This is a genomic window from Enterococcus sp. DIV1206 (assembly GCF_051712485.1).
Taxonomy (GTDB): Bacteria; Bacillota; Bacilli; order Lactobacillales; family Enterococcaceae; genus Enterococcus; species Enterococcus faecalis.
Genome location: NZ_JBIOOZ010000001.1, coordinates 1 through 22,982, shown reverse-complemented (window position 1 = coordinate 22,982; position 22,982 = coordinate 1). Strand labels below are relative to the sequence as shown.

Below are 22,982 nucleotides of genomic sequence, written 5' to 3'. Positions count from 1 at the left end.
ACGCTTTCACTTTTTGAAAAAAATCAGATAAATCAGATTCTGACAAAAATAAATGAAAAAATTTCAATAGTTCTTGATTTTTTTCAACATCAGCACTTGCCTTTATCAATACAGTTCATGAAGCAATGATGTTGGTCCTAGGCCACCACATCCTTTCAATGTCTTTCGTCTGTAAAAATGAACGTCAGCTGGCGTTATTTTCTTTGCTACGCTCTTTTTTCAGTAAATCCATCAAATTCACTTGGCTGTCTGCTGCGACTTTTCGAATTTCCAATTCAATACCTTGTTCATTTAAAAACAGAAATGCTTTTAAATCGTTGGCATCCACTGCGACTGCATTCGTAATCATTCGCTTGCCTGTGCTGAAACTCATTCCGCCAATATTCACAGAAGTTAGTTGTACACCGCCTTCGACCACTCGTTTCACGTCCAAAGGATTAGTGAATAACAACATGGCTCGAAACGAATCAAAACGAGGATCAGGGTAAACATCAATCATTTTTTGAACAGTGATGACATTTACTTTGACACCAGGTGGAGCAGCTTGAACTAACAAGGCTTTTCTCAAATTGTCATGAGCAACGGAATCACTAACCACTAAAATGCGATTAATGTTCGTCAATTTTGCCCAAACAGTTGCTACTTGGCCATGAATTAATCGATCATCAATTCGAGCTAAACGAATATCCATTACCATCGGGAATGCTCCTTTAAATTCATTTTTAAAGGTTAGGACCTTTGTCTTTTTACTTAAAAATTTTAGGTAAAAAGGGACACCTTATTATAAGCAAGTTTCGTGCCAACTTTAGTGTATCGGTTTGAAACCTAGAAAATTATAGGTTTTTTTAAGAAAATTAAAAAACGATACACTAATAAATAGTGTATCGTTTTTTCTGTATTAATCTAGTGTGTCAATTTCGGTGATTTTATCTTCGATACACTGGGCATTTTTGACTAACTGTGCGATAAAATAAACTTCTTCTGCTGGAATATCCATATTAAGAGCTTCTTCCATAGTCTCAATTGAGGCCACAATCACTGGATAAATTGGTTCTTGAACCAATCGACCAAGTTCCTTTTCTGAAACCGTCAGTGTATCATTCCGTAAAATACGCTCCAACATGCCCGATGTGTGCATAATCAAATTGATATAAAATGTGTACTCTTCTGGCATCGCTAATTGGGTTTGGATATTTTTAGCGAATGACCACAACAGATCAATGATTTTTTTTCCATTAATGAAAGTGAAACTTTGCTCCATATATTTGAGACAAATTTCTTTTGCTGCCGCTTCGTCCAACGGCTTATTCATTACTTCTTCTTTCCGCTCTGCTAGTAATTGCTGAATAATTTTTTCTGCTTCACCGGAAAAGAAATTTTCCATGGAAATATAAGGAACTCCAATTTTGGGATTGGTAATCCCAGTTGTCGCAATAATTTCATAGTCTTCTTGAATTTTAGGCAAGACTTCTTTCATATTTACAATGGACAAAGGAATCACTTCTAAATGCCAGTCTATTTGTGGCAAGACAGCTTCCTCAATAAGCTCTTTCATTCGGCGCGCAGTTCCTTCTCCAGAAGCGCAGATAGCAATAATTGCTCTTGTTTTCCAATTTTCAATGATTTGTTTCGTTTCACTTTGGCGAATATCGGCATAGCCATGAAAGTTTTTTAAAGACTCGTGAAGTGTTTCCAATTGCGTATCAATTAATGCGGTTTTGCGGGCCGCTTCAAGCACAATTGGCGTGGTCACCATGTCTACTGTCCGCACATCAATGCCTGTCTGGCGTACAATTTCTTCTGAAAACGTACTTAATGAACCCATGTCCACCAATAATAGTACGCCATTTTCTTCATTCACTTCACCAACTGCTTCAACGATTTTACGCAAAGCTTCTTTCGGTGGCATATCTAACGGCATATCCACAGCCTTCAAATTATCAACATTTAACAATTGAGAAACCACTTGTACCATACTGCTAGCGGTACTATTTCCGTGCGCAGCCACGACAATGCCAATCCGGCCAGCCTCAGGATTTTCTCTTAAAGAAATGAGCAAAACAGCTAAATAGTAACTTTCAGATTCAGGAATCTCCATCTGATAACTACTTTCAATAATATTTTTAATTTCTTTCGCTGTTTCAAACTCTGTTGGATAATCTAAAACCATATTTCGAATACTTTCATTTAAAGGATGCTTAGGATCTTTGCCTAATTGGATGCGTTTCAAGAAAGAACTAATGTGTAAACTCATTGCATAAATAAAGTTGGGTTGAAACGAATACGATAACCGCTTCGCTGCAAAATTATAAATTTTCTTAGTGACATCAATAATTCGTTGGTCCACAATTTCGGCCAATTTATTTTCTGTATCAAAGGTGAATCCATAATCTTTGTAGAAAGATTTTAAATGAACATTGATATCCGTTGTAATAAAATTATTAATTAGTTCTTGGTCCAAGCCATCTGCTTTTAAGAGAGCCGCTTTATCTCCAATAATCTCATATAGATTGTAAGGCAATTCATAGGCATCTGACTGAATAGCTACTAAAGATTCATTTGGTGATACCACTAATTGCGGTTCCAGATATTTCGATAACTCCGACAATACTTCTCGATTACTGGCAAGTTGCATAATGCCTTCTTTAATATTGTCCGTTAATTCGTCCATCGTAATCATTAATTCCTCTTGTTCCATCTGATTAAGGAACCCTCGCGCAGTCACAAGTTGCACATTCGATTTTAGCTGACCGACATTTCCATAAGAAACACTTCCGATTAACGCTTTGACCACATCTTCTGACAAAGAGATTCGCCGTTGAATCCGCGCTGCTTCCATTGAAACCATCACTTTTAGGAGGTCAATTTTTTCTTTCGCAGGACGGTCACTAAAGTTCGGTAATTGAATGATAATCGGAATGCGTCGCACAAAAGTATTCAATAAAGAAGAAGTAGGATTCTCCGTCGTAGCACAAATAATCCGAACATCCGCATGATGTGATTTCACTGTTTCACCTAAACGCGCGTACACGCCGTGATCCATAAAATAAAAAATCATTTCTTGTCCTTCGGGTGGTAACCGATGTACTTCATCTAAAAACAGAATGCTGCCATCTGCTTCATCAATAATCCCTTCTTTCGCTTTCGTAGCGCCTGTGAAGGCCCCTTCTACATACCCAAATAAATGCGACATCAAAAGTTCTGGATTATGCGCATAGTCTGCACAGTTAAATACCACAAACTCTTTTTCTTTGGCCACAATTTGGTTCAGCTTCGCAAATTGAAACATGGCATGAGCAAAATAAGTTTTCCCAGAACCTGTTGGTCCAGTAATTAAACAATTCAAGCCTTTTGGCGGATATAAAATCGCTGCTTTGGCTTGTTCAACCGGCGTTTTCATGCTTCCAGCTGAACCGATAATTTTTTTGAAAATATCTTCAACTTCTGGGGTTTTGCTGGTCGTGACTACTGGTTCAACCAATGGTTCGATAAAAGTTTTTGTGGAGTGATCCATTGATTTTTCCCGATAACTTTTAACTGGCTTGGTTAATGGTCGATGCTGAAACGCCACCTGCGCGACATATTTTACTGGTCGACCAGATAATTTTTTCAAGCGCCCTTCACGAACCAGTTGATTCAAATCTTTACTAGCATTGGTCCGCTGAATGTTTAAACGTTCTGAAATTTCTTGTGTCGTGACTCCCGCATCACTTGTTAAGGTCATTGGCGTTAAATTCTTCGTTTGCTCTTTAACATATTGATAGATTTTTTCAATCCGCTTCATTTTTGATGGCTCCTTTAATCGATACACTAATTAATTTACATGATACAGTGTATCATTAAAAAAATACACTAAAAACCCTTTCATGAAAAAAAATTCTGTTTCACATGAAACATTTTAAAAAAGCGCCTTTTTTCTATAAAAAACCCACCTTTTTATTCGTTTCTGTAAAAAGATTGAAACTCCTTGAAAAAAGGTTCTGTAGCCGATATAATGCAGAGAGGTTCAAGAATATATTAAAAGCGAGGAAAACAATTGATTACTGTTAATGATGTAAGTTTACAATTTCCAGATCGTAAACTTTTTGAAGAAGTGAATATTAAATTTACTCCTGGCAACTGTTACGGCTTAATCGGCGCAAACGGTGCAGGAAAATCAACGTTTCTTAAAATTTTATCAGGTGAGATTCAACCGACAACTGGCGTGGTTTCAATGGGTCCTAATGAGCGACTAGCAACGCTGAAACAAAATCACTTTGACTACGAAGACTACACTGTTTTAGAAACTGTAATTATGGGACATAAACGTCTTTACGAAGTAATGAAAGAAAAAGATGCTATCTATATGAAAGAAGATTTTTCAGATGAAGATGGGATTCGTGCCGCAGAACTAGAAGGCGAATTTGCTGAACTTGACGGTTGGGAAGCAGAACCTGAAGCAGCTGTTTTACTCCAAGGGCTAAACATTCCAGAAGAATTACATGATCAAAAAATGAGCGAATTAACAGCTGGTCAAAAAGTCAAAGTATTATTAGCTCAATCTCTTTTTGGTAAACCAGATGTCTTACTATTAGACGAGCCGACAAATGGTTTAGACACCCGCTCAATCAATTGGTTAGAAGAATTTTTAATCAACTTTGAAAATACCGTTATCGTGGTTTCCCATGACCGTCATTTCCTAAACAAAGTCTGCACTCACATGGCAGATTTAGACTTTAGTAAAATCAAACTTTACGTGGGTAACTATGATTTCTGGTTGGAATCAAGCCAACTAGCGACAAAATTGCAAGCACAATCTAATGCCAAAAAAGAAGAACAAATCAAAGAATTACAAGACTTTATCGCTCGTTTTAGCGCCAATGCCTCAAAATCAAAACAAGCAACGTCTCGTAAAAAAATGTTAGATAAAATTACCTTAGATGACATTCAACCTTCCTCTCGTCGTTATCCATTCGTTGGTTTTACACCAGAACGTGAAATCGGCAATGACTTATTACAAGTTGAAAATGTCTCTGTAACGATTGATGGCAAAAAAATCTTAGATAATATCTCGTTCAACTTAACAAAAGATGATAAAGTGGCATTCATCGCTGACTCAGATATTACAACGACTACGTTATTCAAAGTGATTATGGGCGAAATTACTCCCGATACAGGTTCTGTTCGTTGGGGCGTTACAACTAGCCAAGCTTATTTACCAAAAGACAACAGCAAAGACTTTGAAGAGCCATTAACCATTTTAGATTGGTTACGTCAATTTGCTGGTAAAGAAGAAGATGACAATACGTTCTTACGTAGTTTCTTAGGTCGGATGTTATTCTCTGGTGAAGAGGTACTAAAACCAGTCAATGTTCTTTCCGGAGGCGAAAAAGTGCGTGTCATGCTTTCAAAATTAATGCTTTCCAAAGCCAATGTCTTAGTTTTAGATGATCCAACGAACCACTTAGACTTAGAATCAATTACTGCGTTAAATGATGGGTTGATGGCTTTCACTGGTTCAATTCTTTTTGCTTCACATGACCACCAATTTATCCAAACATTAGCGAACCGAATTATTGCTGTTTCTGATAAAGGGGTTATTGATCGGGCAGAAACAACCTATGATGAATTCTTGGAAAACCCAGAAATTCAAAAACAAATGGACGTTTTATTCAGTTCAGATTATTAAAAAAATAGAGAAGTCATTAAAAAATGACTTCTCTATTTTTTATTTTCTTTTTTCACCAAAAGAAAACACAGCAATACAACCTATTCCGGTATGACTAGTAATGGTGGGTCCTAGAGGATAAATCAGTATCTCATTAACTTCTATTTCTTTTTCAATTAATTCTTTGACTTTTTCCGCGTCATCTTTCGTTCCTGCATATGCAATCAATAGTGTTTGTTTCATTGGCTCTACAATGCCTTGAATCGTTTCTTGCGCAATCTTTTGCAAGGACTTGTTTCGTCCACGAGTTTTACCAACGGATGCTAGTTTGCCTGCCGCATCCACGCGAATAATTGGTTTAATGTTCATTAAGCCACCAAGTGCAGCCGCTGTTTTAGAAATCCGTCCGCCACGTTCTAAATGTTTTAAATCATCTACCGTTACCCACGAGTGAAGTTTCATTTTTTGCTCTTCAAGATAGGCAACAACTTCTCCTAATGAATGACCATCTGTTTGTAATCGAATGGCTTCTCGGACTAACATCCCTTGACCTAAGCTAGCTGCTTTTGTGTCAATAATATGAATTTCTACATTATCATATTCTTCTTTTAACATCTCTACTGATTGCAACGCACTTTGATAAGAGCCACTTAACCCAGATGAAAAAGCTAAATAAATCACCGGTAACCCTTGCTCCACAAAAGGACGGAAAAATTCATTGTAGCGTCCTACATTAACTTGAGAGGTAGTGGGCATACTTCCATTTTTAATAGCCGTTAAGAAGTTCTGATAATCAAACGTTTCACCTAAATCATCGCGATATTCTTTCCCGTCAATTTGAATATTCATGCTAATAAAAGGTACTTGGTTTTCTTTTAAGTATGTATACGGCAAGTCACAACAAGAATCTGTCACTAATTGATAATTCACGGACAATTGCCCCCTTCATGTTTTCTTTTATTTTACCATAGTTTTTCATTTTTATATAAAATTAAAAAAGAACGTAAAGGCTGAACTGGCATAAGCCATCCTTTACGTTCCCTTAAAAATCTGCTTAAATTTGTGCCCAAACGCTTTCTAAAACGTTCGTTTGGTTACGGTCTGGACCTACAGAGAATGTTGAAATGCGCACACCAACTAATTCTGAAATCCGATGCACATAGTTACGAGCATTAGCTGGTAAATCAGCTAAAGTTTTGCAACCAGTGATATCTTCAGACCAACCTGGTAATTCTTCATAAACTGGTTTACAGCGGCTTAATTCTTTCAAGCTTGCTGGATAATGATAAATTAATTCACCATCAAGTTCATAAGCTGTACAAATTTTCACCGTTTCTAAACCACTTAACACGTCAATCGAGTTTAATGACAAGTTCGTAATCCCTGATACACGTTTTGAATGACGCATAACTACTGAATCAAACCAACCGACACGACGCGGACGTCCTGTTGTTGTTCCGTATTCTTTACCGACACGACGAATGGTTTCTCCTGTTTCATCAAATAATTCTGTTGGGAATGGGCCGTCACCGACACGTGAAGTGTACGCTTTGCAGACACCAACCACTTTATTAATTTTTGATGGACCAACGCCACTACCGATAGTTACGCCACCAGCTACTGGATTAGAGGAAGTAACAAATGGATAGGTTCCTTGATCGATATCCAACATGACACCTTGTGCCCCTTCAAATAAAACCCGTTTTCCAGCATCTAATGCATCGTTTAAAATAACCGAAGTATCTGTAACATATTGTTTAATTTGTTGTCCGTATTCATAGTATTCTTCAAAAATATCATCAAATTCAATGGCTTCGCTATCAAACATTTTAACGAATTGACGATTTTTTTCTTCTAAGTTGATTTGCAAACGTTCCGCAAAAATTTCTTTATCCAATAAATCAGCGATACGGATTCCCACCCGTGCTGCTTTATCCATGTAGGCTGGGCCAATTCCTTTAATCGTTGTCCCAATCTTGTTTTCACCTTTCGCATCTTCTTGCAATTGATCCAATTTAATATGATACGGCAAGATGACATGGGCACGATCTGAAATACGTAAATTATCAGTGGCAACATTATTTTCTTTTAAATAAGCTAATTCTTTTACTAAAGATTTTGGATTCACAACTACGCCGTTACCAATTACACTAATTTTTTCTTTATAGAAAATCCCTGAAGGAATTAAATGTAATTTATACGTTACGCCGTCGAATTTAATGGTATGTCCGGCGTTATCTCCGCCTTGGTAACGAGCGATCACTTCTGCGTTTTCACTTAGAAAGTCTGTAATTTTTCCTTTACCTTCGTCGCCCCATTGCGTTCCAACAACTACTACTGATGACATTCGAACACCTCGTTCATAATTTTTTTGTCCTGAATCATTGTACCAGTAAAACCAGTCCCTTTCAAGGGTAAAAATCGAATATTCTTTCACAATCAAAAGCGTTTCTGTCAAAAATACGAACATTTTTAGTTATGTTTTTGTAAAATAATAAAATATACAAATATTGTTCGTGTTTTACTCTCTGATTTTAATCCCTTAATAAGCAAAAAAACGAACTCAAAAAATGAGTTCGTTTTTTAAAATTCTGTCCTCGGCGAAAGCGAAGAAAATTTATTATATTCTTTAATGAAAAGTAATTCGACCGTTCCACGCGCACCACTACGGTTTTTCTCAATGATGACTTCTACAACATTGTCAACTTCTGGTGGCTCATGATCGCCGTCTTCTCCTTCACCACGATCGTAGTAATCATCACGATAAAGAAAGGCAACGATATCGGCATCTTGCTCAATGGAACCTGATTCACGAATATCACTTAACACAGGACGTTTATCTTGACGTTGTTCCACGCCACGAGAAAGCTGTGACAAAGCGATAACCGGGACTTTTAATTCTTTCGCTAATTTTTTTAATTGACGTGAAATATCAGAAACCTCCTGTTGGCGGTTCTCTTTTCCAGTTCCTTCAATCAATTGTAGGTAGTCGATCAAAATTAGACCTAAGTTGCCTTTTTCTTGTGCTAATTTACGACATTTCGCACGAATTTCGGTAATTTTAATCCCTGGTGTGTCATCAATATAGATATTCGCACGGGACAAACTACCCATCGCAATAATTAAGTTTTGCCATTCTTCTTCAGATAATTGCCCTGTTCTTAAATGGCTGGCCTCAATGGATCCTTCTGCACAAAGCATCCGGTTCACTAATGACTCTGCCCCCATTTCTAAACTAAAAATAGCGACAGCTTTATCTGTTTTGGTGCCGACATTTTGGGCAATATTTAATGCAAAAGCGGTTTTCCCTACCGCTGGACGGGCCGCTAGAATGATTAGCTCTTCCGCTTGCAAGCCAGCAGTCATTTTATCCAATGCTTGATAGCCTGTAGGTAAACCAGTAATCTCTTCATCATTTTGGTATAATTGGTCAATATTCGCAATAGTTGTATTTAGAACATCTGAAATTGATAAAAAGCCACTACGATTCCGCTTTTCGGAGACTTCTAAAATGCTTCGTTCTGCATCATCCAAAATAGATTCAACATCTTCACCTTGCTCAAAGCCTTTAGTTACAATCTCTGTAGCGGTTTGGATTAAGTTGCGCAGCAACGATTTTTGTTCAACAATTTTTGCATAATAAATGACATTGGCAGCTGTCGGTACAGCTAAAGCTAAATCTGACAGATAACTTAGTCCGCCAACATCTTCTAACAAATTCTCTTGTTCTAGGCGATCTTTGATTGTTACCACATCAATCGCTTCATTTCGGTCGCTTAAGGTCATCATCGTTTGGAAAATCAACTGATGACTACGACGATAGAAATCTTTAGGTTCCACATATTCCATCGCTTCTATTAGCACATCTGCATCTAAGAAAATAGAACCTAAAACGGCTTGTTCCGCTTCAATATTTTGTGGCGGTACCCTATCTTGCAATAATTCATTCATTTTGTTCTCTCCCACGATGTCTTACTTTCTGGTTCATTTAGTCTATCCATTTTAACACAATTTCATTAAAAAAAGTACATTTTTTCTCTGCTGATTTCTCTACTTTTAGTTCACTTTCCAATTTTTAAAAATATGCAATTAATAAAAATATAATACTTTCGTTAATTTAAATTGTTGTGTATTTGATTTTTAAATATTATAAAAAATAATTTGAGTAATTTATTTTGCATAAAAAAGAAGCCGGAGAAATCGGCTTCTTTTTTATCGATTGTATTATTCCGCTACGACATGAACCTTAATTTTCGCTGTAACTTCATGATGTAGTTTGACTGGTACGTTAGTGTAACCTAGAGAACGAATTGGGTTGGCTAATTCGATTTTGCGTTTATCCAATTTTACATTGTATTGTTTGTTTAAGGCTTCTGCAATTTGTTTTGAAGGAATTGAGCCAAATAAACGGCTATCTTCTCCAGCTTTTGCCTTGATCTCTACAACAGTCTTTTCATCTTCTAAAAAGGCTTGCATTTCTTTTGCTTGTGCTAAAACTTCTGCTTCATGTTTTTCTTGGGCTTTCTTTTGACCCGCTAACGCACTCATGCTCCCTTTATTGGCTTCTTTCGCATAACCATTTTTAATTAAAAAGTTTTGGGCGTAACCAGTTGGCACTTCTTTTACGTCCCCTTTTTTTCCTTTTCCTTTAACGTCTTGTAAAAAAATGACTTTCATTTCCTTCACTCCTGTTCATACATTTCATTAATATTTTGACGAATTACATCAAGTAGTTGCTCTTTTACTTCTGCTACTGTTACGTTTGATAATTGTACTGCCGCATTAGTAAAGTGACCGCCACCACCTAAATTTTCCATAATAATTTGGACATTAATTGAACCATTACTCCGAGCACTAATGCCAATCTGTTGATCCGTCCGCTTGGTAATGACAAATGCTGCATTAATCCCTGCCATAGAAAGTAATGTGTCCGCTGTTTTGGCAGCTGTGACACTATCATATTCTTTGTCTTCACTCCCGGCAACAACGACGGTATCTTTTGTGACATATTCGCTTTTAGAGATTAAGTTGTTCATTTCCAGATAGCTTGTAAGATCAGAACTTAATAGATATTGTACTAAAGATGAGTCTGCTCCACAAGTTCGTAAATAACTAGCCACATCAAATGTTCGCGCCGTCGTTCGTGTATTGAAACTTTTCGTATCAACCACAATTCCCGCCAACATCATGGTTGCTTCAAAGGCCTGCAGTTTATTTGCGCTATTACTTTGGTATTCGATCAATTCTGTGACTAATTCTGAAGCAGAAGAGGCAGAAGATTCAATATAAGAAAGCAAGGGTTTTGCTGGAAATTCGTCTCCTCGTCGATGGTGATCAATGATTACTACTTTATCAAAACGCTCATAGAGCTCTTGTGAGATCGATAGAGACGGTTTATGGTAATCTACCATAACTAATAAGCTACTTTCTTTCTTGCGCTTCATGGCCTCTTTAGGACTAATAATGCGCTCTTCTAATTCTGGGTACTCTTTAATCGCCTCTAACACTCTTTTGACATCGGGAATGATTTCATTGTCGTCTAAAACAATCCACGCTTTTCGATTATTAAACGAAGCTAAACGAGCAACACCAAATGCTGAACCTAACGCATCCATATCTGGATAACGATGGCCCATAATATAGATGTCAGCAGATTCCGCAATAATTCCCTTAATTGCCATGCTCATTGCGCGAGAACGTACTTGGGAACGTTTCGTCGTTACTGCCGTTTTTCCACCAAAAAATAACGGCTTCGCTTCATCTTTGGCTTCTTTTACAACCACTTGATCACCACCACGAACTAAAGCTGTATCTAGGTTCGTTTGAGCCGTGGTCCCGGTTTGATCTAATGTTGGCCCCCCATAAGCAATCCCCATACTTAACGTAATGGCTACTTCATGGTTAGCTGATTCCTTACGGATCGTATCCAAAATAGAAAATTTTTCGTCCATCATTTTTTGAATATCTTCCCATTGGGCAATGAAAAAATAACGTTCTGCATTGATTCGCTTATAAAAAACTTTGTATTGGTCCATCCAATCAGAAACCATCGTCGTAATGAAACTATTCAAATAAGAAATTTCTTTCTCATCCATTGTATCGGTGACATCATCATAATTATCGACAGACACAATGCCAATAGCCGTTTGCATTTCGACTTTTTCTTGATACAAATTACTTTCTTTAGTGATATCTTCAAAAGTAATTGTATGTTGTTCTTTATTGACGCTAAAGCGATAGGTATTTTCGTCAATCGTAAAAATATCTTGGTTTCGTTCTGCTAATTCTAAATAGGACGTAACTTGGCTAGCGGTTAACGTTAGCTGATTGTCTTTATTAAAAATAGAAGCAGCATAAGGATTAAGCCATTCTACCGCGCGTGTTTCCCCGTTATACGTAATAATTCCCACAGGTACTTCATTTACAACATAATCCAACGATTGTTCAGCAATGGAACTTGCTTCTTGAATCTTTTCTACGTTTGTAATTTCTACATCTCTAATCAACAGCCGAATAACCACTAAGAGAAAGATATCTAATGCGATAATTACCGCCAATAGCAGCCATTTATTTGTTAGTAAGAAATAGAGGAGAAATTCTACTAAGAGAAGACCCACAACAATTAAGAAACCGTTTTTTTGAATTCTCTTCTTTTGCATTTTTTTGCCTCCAATCTTTCTGCAGACCTTTGAGGCGACTTGTTCCAACGAGCATATTGCTCTGGTGATTCACTAGTTATTTCATCCTTTATTTTATCACAAAACACTTCATTCTGCGAACCTTGTTATGTTTCACGTGAAACACTAGTCAAGATAAAAAAGAACCAAAGAGCAAGCTCTTTGGTTCTGGAAATTGTCATAAAATTATTGTTCGTCACTAACGAATGGTAATAATCCCATGATACGTGCGCGTTTAATAGCAATCGTTAATTTACGTTGGTTTTTAGCGCCAGTACCTGTAACACGACGTGGTAAAATTTTGCCACGTTCTGAAATGAATCGTTTTAACAATTCAGTATCTTTATAGTCGATGTATTCGATGTGGTTTGCTGCGATATAGTCGACTTTCCGACGTTTACGTCCGCCTCTTCTTTGTTGTGCCATTCTTGTTCCCTCCTATCAAATTCGTTTAGAATGGTAAATCATCATCTGAAATGTCGATAGATGAACCTGAGCCACCAAATGGATCAGAATCTTTATCGAAATCAGGCATACCGTTATTGTTTTGCGACTGAGAAGATGATGGATTGAAACTATTGTTGTTGTTATTAAATCCAGAACCGGCATTGTTATTACCAAAGCTACGATTTTGTGATTGATAACCATTTTCGTTGTTATTAAAGCTACCGCCGCCAGTTCCTCTTTGTTCTGAAGCAGAACGAGATTCTAACAATTGGAAGTTTTCACAAACCACTTCAGTTACGTAGACACGTTGACCTTGTTGGTTCTCGTAGTTACGAGTTTGAATTCTTCCGACAACACCTAATAATGTACCTTTACGGGCATAATTAGCCATTGTTTCTGCGGGTTTACGCCAAATCACACAGTTGATAAAGTCTGCTTCACGGTCACCATTTTGATTCGTAAAGTTACGGTTTACAGCAAGTGTAAAGGTCGCAACAGCTGAACCACTAGCGGTGTAACGTAAGTCAGGATCTTTTGTCAATCTTCCGACTAATACAACGTTATTAATCATTCAAAACATCTCCTTTCGTCAATAAATGTTTCATGTGAAACAAATTATGCTTCTACCTTCACGATCATATGACGGATAATATCGTCATTGATTTTTGCTAAACGATCAAACTCGTTGATTGCGCCAGCTGTTGATGGAGAAGTAACGTTAACGATATGATAGATGCCTTCACGGAATCCGTTCATTTCATATGCTAAGCGGCGTTTTTCCCAATCTTTAGATTCGATAACTTCTGCTCCGTTATCTTTTAAGATTGTGTCGAAACGTTCTACTAAAGCAGTTTTTGCTTCTTCATCAATGTTCGGACGAATAATGTACATGATTTCGTACTTCGTATCTTGACTCATTGATTTTCACCTCCCTATGGACTTCAAGGCTCTTAGTTGGCTAAGAGCAAGGAGAACATACCTAAAAAGGTAGTTCACAATCTCTAATTATATGCTAATTGATGGACAAAAGCAAGAAATAGTTTTGAAAAGCCCCAATAAAAAAGTTTCGCCAGTTGGCGAAACTTTTTTATGTTATTCTTCTGTTTCTGATGTTGTTTCGTTTTCTGTTGTTTCTACAACTTCAACGATTTCTTCTTCCACTTCTTCTGGTTCTACAACAGCCATCGTTACCACTTTGGCACCATCTTCCATTCTCATTAAACGAACCCCTAATGTTGCGCGTCCTGTTTGAGAAACAGAATCAACGTTAAAGCGGATAATGACGCCTTTGTTCGTAATCAATAAGATATCTTCATCCCCATTGACCGTGGTTAAACCAGCTAATGGACCATTTTTCTCAGTGATATTTGCTGTCTTAATCCCTTTACCGCCACGTCCTTTAACTGGATATTCAGAAGCTTTTGTACGCTTACCATAACCATTTTCAGTAATGACTAGGACTTCTTTGTTTTCATCCAGAATCGCTGCACCGACCACATAATCATTTTCGCGGAGACGGATTCCCCGAACGCCTGATGCTGTCCGGCCCATATCACGTACAGTATTTTCATCAAATGTGACAGAGTATCCTGCATGTGTTCCGATAATCATCTTCTGATTGCCATTAGTCGTTACCACGTTAACTAACTCATCATCTTCTTTTAAGCTAATGGCGATTAATCCATTACTACGGATATTAGAAAAGGCTGTTACGGCTGTCCGTTTGACGGTTCCTTTTAAGGTTGTGAAGAACAAGTATTTACCTGCTTCCGCTTTGCCCTCAACAGAAATAATCGCTTGAATTTTTTCTGCAGAATCAATTCCCAGTAAGTTAATCACTGGAATTCCTTTTGCTGTTCTACCGTATTCAGGGATTTCGTAACCTTTTGCTCGGTAAACTTTCCCAGTGTTCGTAAAGAATAATAACGTGTCGTGTGTTGAACAAGAAACTAGGTTTTTCACGAAATCATCATCGTGAACGCCCATCCCTTGGACACCACGTCCGCCGCGGCGTTGCGCCCGGAATTCGGAGTTTGCCATCCGCTTAATGTAGCCGTTATTGGTTAACGTAATCACGACTTCTTCTTCTTCGATTAAATCTTCATCTTCAAGACTTAGGACTTCACCTACTAATAATTCTGTGCGTCGTGCATCACCAAATTTTGTGCGAACGTCATTTAACTCTGTTTTAATGATTTCAATGACGCGCTCTGGGCGGGCTAAAATGTCCTCTAAGTCCGCAATGAATTTCAATAGCTCTTGATATTCATTTTCAATTTTGTCGCGTTCTAAGCCTGTTAAACGGCGTAAACGCATATCTAAAATCGCTTGCGCTTGACGATCTGAAAATTCAAAGCGTTCAATTAACGTTGCTTTTGCTTCGTCATCTGATTGTGACCCACGGATAATGGCAATGATTTCATCGATATGATCTAAGGCAATTCGTAGACCTTCTAAAATATGCGCCCGTGCTTCTGCTTTGTTTTTGTCAAAAATCGTCCGGCGAGTAATGACTTCTTTTTGGTGCTCGACGTAGTTTTCTAAAATACGTTTCAAGCTTAAAATTTTCGGTACGCCTTTTTCGATGGCTAACATGTTAAAACCAAAAGATGTTTGTAAGGCAGTCATTTTGTACAAGTTGTTTAACACAACAGAGGCACTCACATCTCGACGAACATCGATGACAATCCGCATGCCTTCACGAGAAGATTCATCCCGCAAATCAGTAATTCCTTCAATTCGTTTATCTCTGTGTAATTCAGAAATTCGTTCGATTAATTTGGCTTTATTCACCATATAAGGCAATTCAGTTACTAAAATACGTTCTTTTCCATTCGGCATTTCAGTCAATTCAACTTTTGCACGAACAGTAATCGAACCTTTCCCTGTTTCATATGCTCGGCGAATCCCTGATTTCCCCATCACTAAACCGCCTGTTGGAAAATCTGGTCCAGGTAACACTTCCATCAATTCATTCGTCGTTACATCAGGATTGTCCATCAATAAACTTGTTGCATCAATCACTTCACTTAAATTGTGTGGTGGAATATTTGTTGCCATCCCCACCGCAATCCCCGTTGTTCCGTTAACTAGTAAGTTTGGAAAACGAGCAGGTAAAACTACTGGTTCTTGTTCTGAATCATCATAGTTTCCTTGGAAATCGACTGTATTTTTGTTAATATCTCGTAGCATTTCTAAAGCAATTTTACTCATACGTGCTTCGGTATAACGCATAGCGGCAGCGCCGTCACCATCGACGGAACCGAAGTTTCCGTGGCCGTCAACTAACATAGCCCGATAACTAAAAGGTTGTGCCATCCGCACCATTGATTCGTAAATCGCACTGTCCCCATGGGGGTGATATTTACCCATAACATCCCCAACAATCCGGGCTGATTTTTTGTGTGGTTTATCAGGGGTTACCCCTAATTCGTTCATTCCATATAAGATTCGGCGATGAACAGGTTTTAAACCGTCACGAACGTCAGGTAACGCGCGGGCTACGATAACACTCATTGCGTAGTCAATGAAAGATTCTTTCATTTCGCTGGTCAGATTGACGTCTTGAATGTTTTCTTTAATTTCTTCACTCATGAATTTTTTCCCCTCTAAATATATGTTCTAGCGTCTCTTACAACGTTGCGACACATTAAATATCCAAGTTTTTCACGTAATGGGCATTTTCTTCGATAAACGCACGACGTGGTTCCACACGATCGCCCATTAGCATTTCAAAAATTTGGTCAGCTTCAATGGCATCATCGACACTCACTCGCGCCATTAATCGTTTTTCTGGGTCCATTGTTGTTTCCCAAAGTTGGTGATCATCCATTTCACCCAACCCTTTGTAACGTTGAACACTTGGTTTTGGTGAAGCAGGTAATTCTTCTAACACTTTTGCTAGTTCCTCTTCAGCATGTTTGCCCGGTTGAACGTAGGTGATGTTTTTCCCTTGTTTCACACCATATAGTGGTGGTTGGGCAATATACACATAACCAGCTTCAACAATTGGCCGCATGAAGCGATAGAACAAGGTTAATAACAACGTTCGAATATGCGCACCATCGACATCGGCATCGGTCATAATCACTAGTTTGTGATAACGTGCTTTAGAAACATCGAAATCTTCGCCGAAGCCTGTTCCCATAGCTGTAAATAATGACCGAATTTCTTCATTGGCTAAAATTTTATCCATGCTGGCTTTCTCAACATTCAAGATTTTCCCACGAATTGGTAAAATGGCTTGGAATTCACGGCTACGTCCTTGTTTTGCTGAACCGCCGGCCGAGTCTCCTTCGACGATAAATAATTCGCATTTTTCCGGATCTTTACTTGAGCAATCAGCCAGCTTCCCTGGCAAGTTGCTAATTTCTAACGCGCCTTTACGACGGGTGACTTCACGGGCTCTTTTAGCGGCTAAACGAGCTTTTGAGGCCAACATACCTTTTTCGACAATTTGTTTACCGACTGTTGGATTTTCCATCAAGAATTTTGTAAAGTATTCTGAGAATAAACGATCCGTAACGGTCCGTACTTCTGAGTTCCCTAATTTCGTTTTCGTTTGTCCTTCAAATTGAGGATCGGGATGTTTGATGGAAACCACTGCGGTTAAACCTTCACGAACATCTTCCCCAGTTAATTTTTCATCGTTTTCTTTCATCAATTTTTGTTTACGTGCATAGTCATTAATCACACGTGTTAAAGAAGTTTTAAAACCAGATTCATGCGTTCCGCCTTCATAAGTATGAATATTGTTGGCAAAACTTAAAATATTTGAGTGGTAGCCATCTGTATACTGCATTGACACTTCCACTGTAATATCTTGTTGCTCTCCTTCAATGAAGATTGGCTCTGGGAAAATAACGTCTTTATTGGCATTTAAATGCTCAACATAACTCTTAATCCCGCCTTCATAGTGATACTCTTTTTTATCTTCTTGTCCTTCACGACGGTCTTCAATTGAAATGTGTAAGCCTCGATTTAAAAAGGCTAATTCACGAACCCGTGTTGCTAATTTATCAAAATCATAAACGGTTGTTTCTGTAAAAATTTCAGGATCTGGAATAAAGTGAACAGTGGTTCCGTGACGATCCGTTTCTTCGATAACTTTTAGGTCATCAACAACCGCACCACGACGATATTCTTGGTAATACACTTTGCCATCTTTATAAACACGAACATCTAAACTGGTCGATAAAGCATTAACAACAGAGGAACCAACACCGTGCAAGCCACCTGATACTTTATAGCCGCCACCGCCAAATTTCCCGCCGGCATGTAGCACTGTAAACACTGTTTCCACAGCTGGGCGACCAGTTTTGGCTTGAATCCCGACTGGAATTCCACGACCATCATCGATAACAGTAATACTATCGTCTGGTTCGATAATTACTTGAATTGATTTAGCAAATCCTGCTAAGGCTTCGTCGATAGAGTTGTCAACGATTTCCCATACTAAGTGGTGTAACCCTTCGCCACTAGTAGAACCTATGTACATACCAGGACGTTTCCGGACAGCTTCTAAGCCCTCCAAAACTTGAATCTGACTAGCGTCATATTCTTGCGCACGTTCTCTCATGTTTTTTTCTTCTTCTGTCATGTCGCTGAATTCCTTTCTATCTTGCCTTGTTGAACATAAAAAATATCTGGTTCAACTGTTAGCTTGTCTTTTATGTGATCTAAACTAGTTGTCGTTAAGAACGTTTGAACTTTGCCTTCAATCGTTTCTAACAAGTGAATTTGACGTTCATTATCTAATTCACTCATGACATCATCTAGTAATAACACAGGATATTCTCCTGTTTCTGAATGCATCAAATCAATCTCTGCCAATTTAATACTTAAAGCTGTCGTTCGCTGTTGGCCTTGTGAGCCATACGTTTGAACATTTTGACCATTGACAATAAACAGCAAATCGTCACGATGAGGGCCTAAAAAAGTATTCGCTTTAAACAATTCACGCTTACGATTGTTCATTAATTGTTGGAGCAATTGATTTTGAAGTGCTTCTAAGGAAAGATCCGTGTTGTCAATTGGGATGCTTGATGCGTAGTCAATGGTGAGCGTTTCGCGTCCATGACTAATTTTTTGATGGAGTAAGTTTGCCCAGTGTTCTAATTTTTTAAGAAAACCTAACCGAGCGTATAGAACTTTCCCGCCAAATTCAGCTAGCTGTTCTGTCAAAATATCCAGATAAACAGTATCTGTTTGTTTCTTTTCAGCTAGTTGTTTTAGGTATTGGTTCCGTTGCTTTAAAACAGACTGATATTGGACAAGATCATAAAGATAAATAGGACTCACTTGTCCGAGTTCCATGTCAATAAATTTCCGGCGGACTTGAGGTGAGCCTTTCACCAAAGATAAATCTTCTGGGGCAAATAAAATAACATTCAGTTGCCCAATGTACGCACTGAGCCTTTTTTGCTCAATGTGATTAACCTTGGTTTTACGTCCTTTGTTGGAAATTAAAATTTCCAACGGCACGGTGCCTGTCTTTTTTTCAACCACACCGCTAATTTTAGCTGCTGCTTGTTCCCAGCCAATTAATTCTTTTTCATTGCTGGTTCGATGACTTCGTGTCATTGCTAGAACATAAATGCTTTCTAACAAGTTGGTTTTTCCTTGGGCGTTTTCGCCTAAAAAAAGATTTAACGTTTTTGGAAAATCTAAACTGACTGTTTCATAATTACGATAATGCTGAAGTGTCAGCTCATTCAGCCGCATCGTCGGACTCGTTTCCGTTTTTCACCATAAAAAAAGTACCTTCTTCAGGTATCTCAATCATCATGCCCGCATAAAGTTTCCGTCCGCGACGATTTTCCAACTCGCCATCAACAAACACGCTATTGTCTGCCAAATACCATTTGGCTTGGCCGCCACTACCAATGACGTTGATTTCTTTAAGAAACTGACCAAGCGTTATATACTCAGTTGCTAAAACAAACGTTTTTTTCAATGTGCATCCCTCTTTTTTCTAATACGTTCTCATATATATTATACCCTTTTTCATAAGAGAAAACAAATTTATCTGTCTAATTTTCATTCTAAGCAATTTTAATTCTAAATGACCGAAAATATTATTAGGATAAAAAAACTCTTAAAAAGCATTTTAAAACGGAAATTGATATTTTCTTGAGAAAAAAGGGGCCTGATTTGGCAGAAATGACGAGTAGCGTTTAACTAAAAAACAATTAGGGGTAACTCAAAGACAAACGAAGAGGGCGCGCAATGAAGAAAAGTAGCTTGTAGAGGTCTGAGCGTCGTTTTAAGCAACGTAAACTTCTTTCACTAGGAAATATTCATAAAAAAATGAACAGCCCTTAAACGAAAAATTAAAGGGCTTTTTTCTTTATCCACGAAAAAAAAAGGCAGAATTTATTCGTCAAACGATAGTTCAAATATTCACAATCATATTAGCGTAAAAGCTATTCTAGTTTTAAAAAGCTTATCTAGCAGCGTTTATCGGCTTTAAACAGACGACAAAAAAGAACCTTCGGCGATCATAGTGATTTTCCGAAGGTCTTTTTTAAACATGATTAATTTGTACGAACCGGTGTAATTAGTTGAATGAAATCTAGTTCTGTTTCGGTTGGCTCCAATGTAAACGGACGAATTGGAGAAAGGAATTTCACGGTAATATTCATATCGCCAAACGCTCGCAATGCATCTTTCATATAATCTGGGTTGAAAGAAATATCCAACGCTTCACCAGAAACATTTTCATAGTTTAACGCTTCTTCGACTTTTCCAATTTCAGGTGAATTTCCATATAAAACAACAGAATCTGGTGAAATTGAAAGGCGAACAATATTGTTACGTCCTTCATGAGAAAGTAAAGAGGCACGTTCGATTGCTGAAAGCAGTTCTGGTACATAAAATTCAATTTGCGTGTTATGGCTAGTTGGAATTAAACGGTTGGTATCAGGATAATTTCCTTCTAACAAACGAGAATAGAAGTACATTGTTTCTGTTTTAAATAGCACTTGATTTTCCATAATGCTGATTTCAACCATTTCTTCTTCATTGGTTAATGAACGAGAAAGTTCAGTTAAACTTTTTCCTGGAATTACAATGTTAAAGTCTTCTACTGCTTGTTCTGTCGGGATCACACGTTGACTTAAACGATGTGAATCTGTCGCAACGGCAAGTAATTTTTGATTTTCTAAAATAAAGTGAACCCCAGTTAAAATTGGACGACTTTCGTGCATCGAGACAGCAAAACCTGTTTCACTAATAATTTTTGTCAATAAATGAACAGGTAATTTCATTTGGTTTTGAGTATCAATTACTGGTAAGTGCGGATAATTGTCAGCATCTAATCCATTGACCGTAAAATCAGCTTTTCCTGAAGTAATTGCAACTTGATTGTTATCTAGAACTTCCATTGTGAACATATCTTCTGGTAATTTACGAATAATTTCGCCAAAGAAACGAGATTGTAAAACGATGCTACCTGTGCGTTCAATCGTCATTTGAGCTTTTTCATCATCTTTACTTAAAAAACTTTCAATTGAAATATCCGCGTTACTCCCAGTAAGTGATAAGCCATCTTCTGATAACACAATTTTAACACCCGTTAAGATTGGAATCGTTGTTTTAGAAGAAATTGCTCGTTGAACAGTTTGTAATTCTTGTAAAAAGACACTTCGTTTGACCGTTAATTTCATAATGTAAACTCCTTTTTAAGTATTTTCAATACGTTCTAATTTTGTACGCCACTGTTTTGTATATTATATATAAATAAATAATAAAAGTAATAGGGCATGTTGATTCTGTGGAAAAGTCAAAAGAGCATTGATTTTACTAAGTTATCCACTTGTGTATAAGTTGTGGATAACTTTATTCTTTTTTGTTTAGTTTTCCACATCCTAAGAGTTCAATAAATTTTTAATTTCACTGACTTCTTTTTGAATCGCTGGATCTTTTTCCAATAATTGCTGAATCTTTTCGTGCGCATGAATTACCGTTGTATGATCTTTGCCGCCAAATTCGGCACCAATTTTTGGCAAGGAATTGTCGGTCATTTCTCTAGCAAGATACATTGAGATTTGACGAGGAACTACAATTGTTTTCACCCGTTTTTTCCCTTTTAAATCTTTAAGAGGCACATGATAATATTTGGATACTTCTTCTTGAATTTGTAAGATGGACAATTGATTTTTACTACCAACTGATTTTAGAGATTTCAAGGCGTCCGCCGCTAAACTAGTGGTAATATCTTCTCCATTAATAGTTGCAAAGGCTTGAACGCGGACCAAAGCACCCTCTAATTCACGGATGTTGGAATCAATTTGACCAGCGATATAACTTAGTGTATCATCCGGAATTTCTAAACGCTCGGCATCTGCTTTTTTGCGCAAAATTGCAATCCGTGTTTCTAAATCAGGCGGAGTGATATCGACAGACAAACCCCAAGCAAAGCGAGAAACTAATCGTTCAGGTAATTTTGGAATATCATTCGGCGGGCGATCACTTGTTAAAACAATTTGTTTATTTTCATTGTAAAGATCGTTAAAGGTATGGAAAAATTCTTCCAATGTTGCTTCTTTTTCCGCCAAAAATTGAATATCATCGACTAATAATAAGTCAACATTGCGATATTCTTTCCGAAATTGTTCGGATGTCTTTGTTTGAATTGAGTTGATAAATTCATTCGTAAACGTTTCGCTACTAACATATTTGACTTTGGCATCTGGTTGATTCACTAACATTTGATGACCAATGGCATGCATCAAATGGGTTTTCCCTAACCCTACACCACCATAGAAGAAAAGGGGATTGTAAATCGAACCCGGATCCTCCGCAACAACAAGCGCTGCAGCGTGAGCCATTTGGTTTCCTTTACCAATAACGAAGGTGTCGAAAGTGTACTTAGGATTAAGCATCGCTTTTTTACTTTGTTCACTAAAAACAATTTCTTCTTCGGCAGGTTCTTCGAGTTCTTGTGCCAGTGCTGCGTCTTTTTCATCGGCAACAACAAAATGGGGCATCACTTCTGCACCGGTCAATTTAAATCCAGTTTCGACAATTTTTGCCGAAAGATTTTTTTCCCAGTAATCACGATGAACTGCAGAAGGGACTTCTAGCCACAATTGATTGTTGTCTAATTTCAAAGGGCGTGTGGTTTTAATCCAAGCATCAAAACTTGGCGCCGACAAAATCGCTTGATAGGCTTCTTCAAGGCTATGCCAAAAACTTTCCACGTCGGGCAT

General features: G+C 37.8%; 17 protein-coding genes. 1 reads left to right on the top strand and 16 read right to left on the bottom strand.

Translation table 11 applies throughout. The features are described from left to right. Positions 1 to 184 precede the first annotated feature (184 nt). Positions 185 to 697 (bottom strand): mannose/fructose/sorbose PTS transporter subunit IIB, encoded by a 513-nt coding sequence (locus IGK86_RS00085; protein WP_002385473.1) that lies wholly within the window; start codon positions 695 to 697, stop codon positions 185 to 187. Between the two features lie 201 nt (positions 698 to 898). Further along, positions 899 to 3,784 (bottom strand): sigma 54-interacting transcriptional regulator, encoded by a 2,886-nt coding sequence (locus tag IGK86_RS00080; RefSeq protein WP_002370598.1) that lies wholly within the window; start codon positions 3,782 to 3,784, stop codon positions 899 to 901. Positions 3,785 to 4,036: 252 nt separating this feature from the next. Between IGK86_RS00080 and IGK86_RS00075 the strand changes: the two genes are divergently transcribed. Further along, positions 4,037 to 5,668, top strand: a complete 1,632-nt coding sequence (locus tag IGK86_RS00075; RefSeq protein WP_002359215.1) for an ABC-F family ATP-binding cassette domain-containing protein — start codon at positions 4,037 to 4,039, stop codon at positions 5,666 to 5,668. A gap of 39 nt (positions 5,669 to 5,707) precedes the next feature. Here IGK86_RS00075 and IGK86_RS00070 read toward each other — a convergent pair whose 3' ends face one another. The 14 genes from IGK86_RS00070 to dnaA form a co-directional block, all read right to left on the bottom strand. Then, positions 5,708 to 6,577 carry a DegV family protein gene (locus IGK86_RS00070; RefSeq protein ID WP_002359214.1) on the bottom strand — a complete coding sequence of 290 codons (870 nt, stop codon included), beginning with the start codon at positions 6,575 to 6,577 and terminating at the stop codon, positions 5,708 to 5,710. Positions 6,578 to 6,701: 124 nt separating this feature from the next. Further along, positions 6,702 to 7,994 (bottom strand): adenylosuccinate synthase, encoded by a 1,293-nt coding sequence (locus IGK86_RS00065; protein WP_002359213.1) that lies wholly within the window; start codon positions 7,992 to 7,994, stop codon positions 6,702 to 6,704. Between the two features lie 236 nt (positions 7,995 to 8,230). Then, positions 8,231 to 9,598 (bottom strand): replicative DNA helicase, encoded by a 1,368-nt coding sequence (dnaB, locus tag IGK86_RS00060; protein ID WP_002381331.1) that lies wholly within the window; start codon positions 9,596 to 9,598, stop codon positions 8,231 to 8,233. A gap of 273 nt (positions 9,599 to 9,871) precedes the next feature. Next, complete coding sequence (rplI, locus tag IGK86_RS00055; protein WP_002356023.1) at positions 9,872 to 10,324, bottom strand: 50S ribosomal protein L9; 453 nt, start codon at positions 10,322 to 10,324, stop codon at positions 9,872 to 9,874. 5 nt (positions 10,325 to 10,329) lie between these two features. Next, positions 10,330 to 12,354 carry a DHH family phosphoesterase gene (locus IGK86_RS00050; protein ID WP_002364597.1) on the bottom strand — a complete coding sequence of 675 codons (2,025 nt, stop codon included), beginning with the start codon at positions 12,352 to 12,354 and terminating at the stop codon, positions 10,330 to 10,332. A 156-nt stretch (positions 12,355 to 12,510) separates the two neighbouring features. Continuing rightward, complete coding sequence (rpsR, locus tag IGK86_RS00045; protein WP_002356021.1) at positions 12,511 to 12,750, bottom strand: 30S ribosomal protein S18; 240 nt, start codon at positions 12,748 to 12,750, stop codon at positions 12,511 to 12,513. A gap of 25 nt (positions 12,751 to 12,775) precedes the next feature. Then, entirely contained in the window at positions 12,776 to 13,342 is a 567-nt protein-coding gene (gene ssb / locus IGK86_RS00040) for a single-stranded DNA-binding protein (RefSeq protein WP_002364599.1), read from the bottom strand. 44 nt (positions 13,343 to 13,386) lie between these two features. Continuing rightward, positions 13,387 to 13,689, bottom strand: coding sequence for a 30S ribosomal protein S6 (gene rpsF / locus IGK86_RS00035; RefSeq protein WP_002356019.1), 303 nt, complete (start codon positions 13,687 to 13,689; stop codon positions 13,387 to 13,389). 174 nt (positions 13,690 to 13,863) lie between these two features. Next, positions 13,864 to 16,365 (bottom strand): DNA gyrase subunit A, encoded by a 2,502-nt coding sequence (gyrA, locus tag IGK86_RS00030; RefSeq protein ID WP_002361457.1) that lies wholly within the window; start codon positions 16,363 to 16,365, stop codon positions 13,864 to 13,866. A gap of 55 nt (positions 16,366 to 16,420) precedes the next feature. Beyond that, positions 16,421 to 18,370, bottom strand: a complete 1,950-nt coding sequence (gene gyrB / locus IGK86_RS00025) for a DNA topoisomerase (ATP-hydrolyzing) subunit B (RefSeq protein WP_002359210.1) — start codon at positions 18,368 to 18,370, stop codon at positions 16,421 to 16,423. Then, entirely contained in the window at positions 18,367 to 19,494 is a 1,128-nt protein-coding gene (gene recF / locus IGK86_RS00020) for a DNA replication/repair protein RecF (RefSeq protein ID WP_002356016.1), read from the bottom strand. Before recF ends, gyrB begins: the two co-directional genes overlap by 4 nt. Further along, positions 19,481 to 19,726, bottom strand: coding sequence for a S4 domain-containing protein YaaA (yaaA, locus tag IGK86_RS00015; protein ID WP_002356015.1), 246 nt, complete (start codon positions 19,724 to 19,726; stop codon positions 19,481 to 19,483). The genes recF and yaaA overlap by 14 nt, the downstream gene beginning before the upstream one ends. A gap of 580 nt (positions 19,727 to 20,306) precedes the next feature. Then, a complete protein-coding gene (gene dnaN / locus IGK86_RS00010) occupies positions 20,307 to 21,437 on the bottom strand; it encodes a DNA polymerase III subunit beta (protein WP_002356014.1) in 1,131 nt (376 codons plus the stop codon). 201 nt (positions 21,438 to 21,638) lie between these two features. Then, on the bottom strand, positions 21,639 to 22,982 hold the full coding sequence (gene dnaA / locus IGK86_RS00005) for a chromosomal replication initiator protein DnaA (RefSeq protein ID WP_010707915.1): 1,344 nt from the start codon (positions 22,980 to 22,982) through the stop codon (positions 21,639 to 21,641).

What these genes read in the sequence shown, in the direction of transcription:
- recF (WP_002356016.1), bottom strand. Translation starts at nt 19,494, where the DNA reads ATGCGGCTGAATGAGCTGACACTTCAGCATTATCGTAATTATGAAACA.
- rplI (WP_002356023.1), bottom strand. Translation starts at nt 10,324, where the DNA reads ATGAAAGTCATTTTTTTACAAGACGTTAAAGGAAAAGGAAAAAAAGGG.
- ssb (WP_002364599.1), bottom strand. Translation starts at nt 13,342, where the DNA reads ATGATTAATAACGTTGTATTAGTCGGAAGATTGACAAAAGATCCTGAC.
- rpsF (WP_002356019.1), bottom strand. Translation starts at nt 13,689, where the DNA reads ATGAGTCAAGATACGAAGTACGAAATCATGTACATTATTCGTCCGAAC.
- IGK86_RS00080 (WP_002370598.1), bottom strand. Translation starts at nt 3,784, where the DNA reads ATGAAGCGGATTGAAAAAATCTATCAATATGTTAAAGAGCAAACGAAG.
- dnaB (WP_002381331.1), bottom strand. Translation starts at nt 9,598, where the DNA reads ATGAATGAATTATTGCAAGATAGGGTACCGCCACAAAATATTGAAGCG.
- gyrB (WP_002359210.1), bottom strand. Translation starts at nt 18,370, where the DNA reads ATGACAGAAGAAGAAAAAAACATGAGAGAACGTGCGCAAGAATATGAC.
- dnaN (WP_002356014.1), bottom strand. Translation starts at nt 21,437, where the DNA reads ATGAAATTAACGGTCAAACGAAGTGTCTTTTTACAAGAATTACAAACT.
- dnaA (WP_010707915.1), bottom strand. Translation starts at nt 22,982, where the DNA reads ATGCCCGACGTGGAAAGTTTTTGGCATAGCCTTGAAGAAGCCTATCAA.
- rpsR (WP_002356021.1), bottom strand. Translation starts at nt 12,750, where the DNA reads ATGGCACAACAAAGAAGAGGCGGACGTAAACGTCGGAAAGTCGACTAT.
- gyrA (WP_002361457.1), bottom strand. Translation starts at nt 16,365, where the DNA reads ATGAGTGAAGAAATTAAAGAAAACATTCAAGACGTCAATCTGACCAGC.
- IGK86_RS00065 (WP_002359213.1), bottom strand. Translation starts at nt 7,994, where the DNA reads ATGTCATCAGTAGTAGTTGTTGGAACGCAATGGGGCGACGAAGGTAAA.
- IGK86_RS00085 (WP_002385473.1), bottom strand. Translation starts at nt 697, where the DNA reads ATGGTAATGGATATTCGTTTAGCTCGAATTGATGATCGATTAATTCAT.